This is a genomic window from Nocardia violaceofusca NBRC 14427 (assembly GCF_963869435.1).
Lineage (GTDB): Bacteria > Actinomycetota > Actinomycetes > Mycobacteriales > Mycobacteriaceae > Nocardia > Nocardia aobensis.
In genome coordinates this window covers 1-7,345 of sequence record NZ_CAWMPM010000062.1, presented here as the reverse complement: position 1 = coordinate 7,345, position 7,345 = coordinate 1, and the positions used below count along the sequence as shown (strand labels likewise).

The 7,345-nt window shown below is 68.9% G+C and carries 2 protein-coding genes; both read left to right on the top strand.

Annotation, left to right across the window (positions count from 1 at the left end; genetic code table 11):
• Positions 1 to 5,876: type I polyketide synthase (locus AC5592_RS34240; RefSeq protein ID WP_198164021.1), on the top strand; the 5,876-nt coding region annotated here is incomplete at its 5' end.
• Between the two features lie 2 nt (positions 5,877 to 5,878).
• The coding region (locus tag AC5592_RS34235; protein ID WP_232329677.1) for a type I polyketide synthase at positions 5,879 to 7,345 on the top strand (1,467 nt) is incomplete at its 3' end.

The window sequence follows — 7,345 nt, the reverse complement described above, 5'->3', positions numbered from 1 at the left end:
GGCGTGCCGCGGGTCTGCCCGCGACCGCCATCGATTTCGGCCTGTGGGAAGCGACCGGCCTGGGCGCACTGCTGTCGGACGGGGACGTCGCGCGGATTCGGCGGCAGGGGCTGCCCCCGCTGACCGCGGCCGAGGGGCTGGCGCTGTTCGATCTGGCGATCACCACCGACGCCGCGCAGGTGGTGGCGGCACGGATCGATACGGTGGCCCTCCGCGACCGCGGCGACGAACTTCCGGCACTGCTGCGCGACATCGCTCCTTCGTCCGCTCGCGACCGGGCCCCGGCCCGTCTCGCGGGTGGAGCCCCGGTGGATGAGCCGGCGGCACTCGACCTCGTTCGATCGGTGACCGCCGAGGTTCTCGGGCACACGTCGGCGGACGAGGTCGATCCGCGGCGCACGTTCCAGCAACTGGGTGTCGATTCGCTCGGCGGCGTCGAATTGCGCAAGAAGCTCGGTTCCGCGGTCGGCCTGCACCTTCCGGCCACCCTCGTCTTCGACTATCCGACCCCGCATGTCGTGGCCCGATTCCTCGCCGCGGAGCTGACCGGCGTCGTCGGCGTCGACGAGAGCGTGGCCGATCGCCCTCGCGCCGGCGACGATCCGATCGCGATCGTGGCGATGAGTTGCCGCTATCCCGGTGGGGTGTCCTCACCCGAGGATCTGTGGCGACTGGTGGCGGACGGCGTCGATACCAACGGCGACCTGCCGGTCGATCGCGGCTGGGATATCGAATCCCTCTACGACCCGGAGCCGGGCACGCCGGGCAAGACATACGCTCGCACCGGCGGATTCCTCTATACGGCAGCCGATTTCGATGCCGAGTTCTTCGGGATCAGTCCCAATGAAGCCAGGGCGATGGATCCGCAGCAGCGGTTGCTGCTCGAAACCTCGTGGGAGGCGCTGGAGCGCTCGGGTGTCGATATGGCCTCGCTCCGGGGCAGCTCCACCGGGGTGTTCGCCGGAATGTCGTTTCACGACTACCCCGGTAGTGCGAACTCGGGTTCCATCGCGTCCGGCCGGGTGTCGTATGTGTTCGGCTTCGAAGGCCCCGCCGTGACAGTCGATACGGCGTGTTCGTCGTCGCTGGTGGCGATGCATCTGGCCGCGCAGTCGCTGCGGTCGGGGGAGTGTGATCTGGCGTTGGCCGGTGGTGTGACGGTGATGGCGACACCGGAGACCTTCGTGGAGTTCAGTCGTCAGCGTGGGTTGTCGCCCGATGGCCGGTGTAGGTCGTTCGCGGATGCGGCCGATGGTGTGGGCTGGGCTGAGGGTGTGGGTGTGCTTGTGCTGGAGCGGCTGTCCGATGCGCAGCGCAACGGCCATCAGGTGCTGGCGCTCATCGCGGGTTCGGCGGTGAATCAGGATGGTGCGTCGAATGGTTTGACGGCGCCGAACGGTCCGTCGCAGCGGCGGGTGATCCGGCAGGCGTTGGCCAATGCGGGTCTGTCTCCGGTGGATGTGGATGCGGTAGAGGCGCACGGTACGGGTACGACGTTGGGTGATCCGATCGAGGCTCAGGCGTTGCTTGCCACTTACGGTCAGGATCGTGCTGCGGATCGGCCGTTGTGGTTGGGGTCGCTGAAATCCAATATCGGTCACGCTCAGGCTGCGGCGGGTGTGGGTGGTGTGATCAAGATGGTCATGGCGATGCGCCACGGCGTGCTGCCGAAGACGTTGCATGTGGATCGGCCGAGTACGAAGGTCGATTGGGCGCAAGGCAGTATCGAGTTGCTGACCGACCCGGTCGAGTGGCCGGAGGTGGGTCGCCCGCGTCGGGCGGGTGTGTCCTCGTTCGGGATCAGCGGCACCAACGCGCACCTCATTCTCGAACAGGCCCCGGACACCGGTTCGCGACCGGTAACGACGGTGCCGGCCGATGCCGTGCTGCCGTGGGTGCTGTCGGCGCGCACGGGTGTCGCGCTCGCCGACCAGGCCCGGCGGCTGGCATCACATCTCGCCGGCCGTGAACACGATCCGGCCGACATCGGCTTCTCCCTGGCGACGAGAGCGGTGTTCGACCATCGTGCGGTGGTCGTATCGGCCGAGCGCGACGCCCTGCGGGCCGGAATCCGAGCGCTGGGGCGCGGCGAGCCGGGGCCGAGTGTGGTGTCGGGCCGAGCGATGCCGGGGTCGACCGGCATGGTGTTCTCGGGGCAGGGGGCGCAGTGGGCCGGTATGGCCGCCGAACTGCACCGTGCCTACCCGATATTCGCCGAGCACTTCGACGCGATCCTGAGCGAGTTGGAACCGTCTCTGGGACAGCGTGTTTCGCTGCCCTACGCACTGACGGACGGGGACCTGGTCGACCACACCGTATTCGCGCAGGCGGGTCTGTTCGCGTTCGAGGTCGCGCTCTACCGGCTCCTGGAGTCGTGGGGTGTGCGTGCGGATGTGGTGGCCGGTCATTCGATCGGTGAGGTCGCCGCCGCGCATATCGCGGGTGTGTTGTCGCTCGAGGATGCTTGTGTGCTGGTGGCCGCGCGCGGTCGCCTGATGCAGGCGCTGCCCGCCGGTGGGGCGATGGTCGCGGTGGGTGCGTCGGAGGCCGATGTATTGCCGCTGCTGAGCGCGGAGGTGTCGATCGCCGCGGTGAACGGTCCTGCGTCGGTGGTGCTGTCCGGCGCCGAAGCCGCTGTCACCGCCGCGCTCGAGGCGGGCGCCGAGCGCGGATGGCGGACGAAACGGCTGCGCGTCTCCCATGCGTTCCATTCGTCGCTGATGGAACCCATGCTCGCCGAATTCGCTTCGGTGATAGCGGGTCTCACGTTCGCACGGCCCGCCGTCGCACTGGTGTCGACCGTGACCGGTAGGCAGGTCGTCGATGAGATGTGCGATCCGGCGTACTGGGTGGGGCAGGTTCGCGACGCGGTCCGATTCGCCGACGCGGTAACCGCGATGGCGGATATGGGAGTGTCCCGCTTCGCCGAAATCGGGCCGGACGCCGTGCTGTATCCGATGGTCGATCAGACTCTGGACGCACGAGCAGAACCCCACGCCCCGGCCGTGGTGGCGTTGGCGCATCGGGGCCGGGCCGATGCCACGAGCGTGATCGCCGGTGTGGCCGGGCTGTTCGTCACCGGCTCCGAGGTGAACTGGGCCAGGCTCTACGCCGGCACCGGAAGCCGGCGAATCGAGCTGCCCACCTACGCTTTTCAGCATCAGCGGTACTGGGTGAACGCCGGGTCCACTGCCGCCGACGGTGGTGCTCGGGCACTGGGATTCGTCGACACCGGACATCCCTTGCTGTCGGCGATGGTGTCGCAGCCCGACTCCGGCGCCGTGACCCTCAGCGGTCGTCTCTCGGTGCGGACCCAGCCGTGGCTGGCCGATCACCGGGTGCTGGATACGGTGCTGTTTCCCGGCACCGGATTCGTCGAACTCGCGCGGCACGCCGGCGAGCAGGTCGGCTGCCCGGCTCTCGACGAACTGGTGCTCCGGGCGCCCCTGGCGCTACCCGAGACCGGTGGCGTCGCGATCCGCGTGGCGGTCGGTGAACCGGACGAGACCGGACACCGCGCCGTGCGGATCTTCTCCTGCCCCGACGGGGAGGTCGATTCCGTACCCTCCTGGACGCTGCACGCCGAAGGTGTTGTCGCACAGGCCGAGACGGCGCCCGATTTCGACCTGATCTCTTGGCCCCCGGTGGGCACCACCGCCGTCGACATCGACGGTGTGTACGACGCACTCGATGCCCTGGGCTATCGATACGGGCCGGTATTCCAGGCATTGACCGCGGTCTGGCGCGGGGAGGACGGTGAAATCTACGCCGAGGTGGCGGTGCCGGAATCCGTGCGCGCCGACGCGGCCGGATTCGGGTTGCATCCCGCACTGCTCGATGCGGCGCTGCACGCCGTGCGTTCGGCATCGGATATGCCCACGACGGAGATCGCCCTGCCGTTCGAATGGTCGGGCGTCACCGTGTACGCGGGCGGGGGCGATTCGCTGCGGGTCCGGCTCACTCCGGAGGGTGACCACGGCGTCGCGTTGGACCTCGCCGATTCGACGGGTATGCCCGTGGCGTCGGTCCGGCACCTCGCGTCTCGGCCGATCGATCCGGCCCAGCTCACCGCCGGGGGAACCACCGGTCGGAATGCGTTGTTCGAGGTCGGGTGGACACCGGTGGCGCTCCCCGATGCCGAGGTGACCACGGCCCGATGGGCAGAGCTGGGCGACGACGTCCCCGGCCTCGTCGTGTGGGACTGCCCGACCGGTGACGATCCCAACGCCGTCCGTGCGGCGACGCATGAGGCGCTGCACGTCCTCCAGACGTGGACGACCGACTCCCGCTTCGCCGATTCGGTGCTGGTGGTCCGCACCGGCGGCGTGATATCGGTTGCGGGCGAGGCGATCACGAACCTCGCGGGCGCCGCGGTCGGCGGTCTGGTGCGTTCCGCGCAGACCGAACATCCGGGCCGGATCGTCCTGCTCGATACCGACTCCGGCGTGCCGGGCGGGGTCGTGGCCGCAGGCGAACCACAGATCGCCGTCCGCGCCGGACAGGCCTACGCCGGCCGCCTGACCCGAGTCACACCCGCGGCGGCGACTGTCCCGGACGACTCCTTCACCGCCGACGACACCGTTCTGGTCACGGGTGCGAGCGGGTACCTCGGCGGCCTGTTCGCCCGGCACCTGGTCACCGCGCGCGGTGTGCGCCGGCTGCTGCTGCTGAGCCGCCGAGGTGAATCCGCGCCCGGCGCAACGACATTGCGTGCCGAGCTGGAACACCTCGGGGCCCGAGTCGACTTCGCCGCCTGCGACGCCGCCGACCGCGAGGCACTGGCCGCGGCATTGTCCACGGTTCCGGCCGATCATCCGGTGACCGGCGTCTTCCATCTGGCCGGTGTGCTCGACGACGGTGCGATCGGTTCGCTCACCCCCGACCGGTTGGACGCGGTGCTGCGCCCCAAGGTCGACGCCGCCCTGCAGTTGCACGACCTGACCCGCGACCTCCCGCTGAAGGCGTTCGTCCTGTTCGGTTCGGTGGCAGGACCATTCGGCAATGCCGGGCAGGGGAACTACGCCGCGGCCAACGCCTGCCTGGATGCGCTGGCCGCGCAGCGGCGGGCATCCGGCCGGTGCGGGCAATCCCTCGCCTGGGGTCTGTGGGAGGCCGAGGGCGGTATGGCCGCCGAACTCGATGCCGCCGCACGGCAACGGATAGCTCGCTCCGGTGTGCTGCCGCTGGCGGCCGGACACGGCCTCGCCCTGTTCGATGCCGCCAGGCGCATCGATGCCGCGGCGCTGGTGCTGGCTCGGTTGGATCTGGATGCGTTGCGCGGTGCGGGAACTGTCGCACCGCTGTTCGCCGACCTGGTCCCGCAGCGACGCACCGCGGCGTCGGGTGCGGCCGCGGCACTGCGTGCCCGCGTGGCCGACACCCCGGACCACGAACGTCCCGCCGTCCTGGTGGAGATCGTGCGCGGGCAGGTGGCGGCGATTCTGGGCCACGCCCACGCGAATGCCGTGGATGTGGACAAGGCGTTCAACGAGCTGGGATTCGACTCGGTCACCGCCGTGGAGTTGCGCAACGTCCTGAAAACCGTCACGGGTCTGCCGCTGCCCGCGACCCTCGTTTTCGACTATCCGACGCCACAGGCACTCGCGGGCCATCTCGTGGAGATGCTCACCGATAACGACCCGACTGAACCGGACACGTTGCCGGAGAACGAGATTCGGCAGGCGCTTCGAACCATCCCGCTCTCCCGGCTCCGGGCGGCGGGGCTGCTGGACGCGCTCCTGGAGCTCGCGCGCGACGGTGACACACCGCGTGCTGAAACAGACGACACCGATCGAGGCGTCGGGGACGAGTCCATCGACGAATTGGACATCGACGACCTGATCGACCTGGCCTACAACGGCTCATCAGAGGACTGAGAATGACGAACCCCGATGACAAGACGCAGAAGCTGGCGCAGGCGCTGCGGGTCTCGCTCAAGGAAACGGAGCGATTGCGGGCGCGCAATCGCAAACTCGACGCGGCCCTCCGGGAGCCGATCGCGATCGTCGGAATGGCGTGCCGGTATCCGGGCGGGGTGGATTCGCCGGAGGATCTGTGGCGGCTGGTAGCCGAGGGCGGCGACGCCACCTCGCAGTTCCCGGTGAATCGCGGGTGGGACGTCGAGCGACTCTACGATCGGACCGGGGAAACGCCGGGCAGCACCTACACCCGCGAGGGTGGTTTCCTGCATTCGGCCGGTGAATTCGATCCCGCGTTCTTCGGCATCAGCCCCAACGAGGCCGCGATGATGGATCCGCAGCAGTTCTTGCTGTTGGAGACGTCGTGGGAAGCTCTGGAGCGCTCCGGTGTGGACACGGGGTCGCTGCGCGGCAGCGCGACCGGCGTCTTCACCGGCATGATGTATCACGACTATCCGGCCAACGCGAATGCGGGATCCATTGCGTCGGGCCGGGTGTCGTACGTGTTCGGCTTCGAGGGCCCCTCGGTCACGGTCGATACGGCGTGTTCGTCGTCGCTGGTCGCGATGCATCTGGCCGCGGGATCGCTGCGGTCCGGGGAATGCGATCTGGCGCTGGCCGGCGGTGTGACGCTGATGGCGACACCGGAGACCTTCGTGGAATTCAGCCGCCAGCGCGGCTTGGCTCCGGACGGCCGATGCAAGTCGTTCGCGGACGCGGCCGACGGTGTGGGCTGGTCCGAGGGCGTCGGAGTGCTCGTCCTGGAACGCCTTTCCGATGCGCAGCGCAACGGCCATCGAATTCTCGCGGTCATCGCCGGTTCGGCGGTGAATCAGGATGGTGCGTCCAATGGTTTGACGGCGCCGAACGGTCCGTCGCAGCGGCGGGTGATCCGGCAGGCCCTGGCCAATGCGGGGCTCTCCCCGACGGATGTGGATGCGGTCGAAGCACACGGCACCGGAACGACGCTGGGTGATCCGATCGAGGCCCAGGCGCTGCTCGCCACCTACGGTCAGGGCCGGGACGCCGGTAGCCCGCTCTGGTTGGGGTCGCTCAAGTCGAATATCGGTCACGCTCAAGCCGCTGCGGGTGTGGGTGGTGTGATCAAGATGGTCATGGCGATGCGCCACGGCGTGCTGCCGAAGACTCTGCATGTCGACCGTCCGAGTACGAAAGTCGATTGGGCGCAAGGCAATATCGGGTTGCTGACCGAGCCGGTGCCGTGGCCGGAGGTGGATCGGCCGCGTCGGGCGGGTGTGTCCTCGTTCGGGATCAGCGGCACCAACGCGCACGTGATCGTCGAACAAGCACCGGCGACCGACACGATGGCCGATCCGGTATCGAGGACCGCACCCGTGGGCGGGTTGCTGCCGTGGGTGATCTCGGCGCGCAGTGGTCCGGCACTCGTGGATCAGGCCACACGCCTT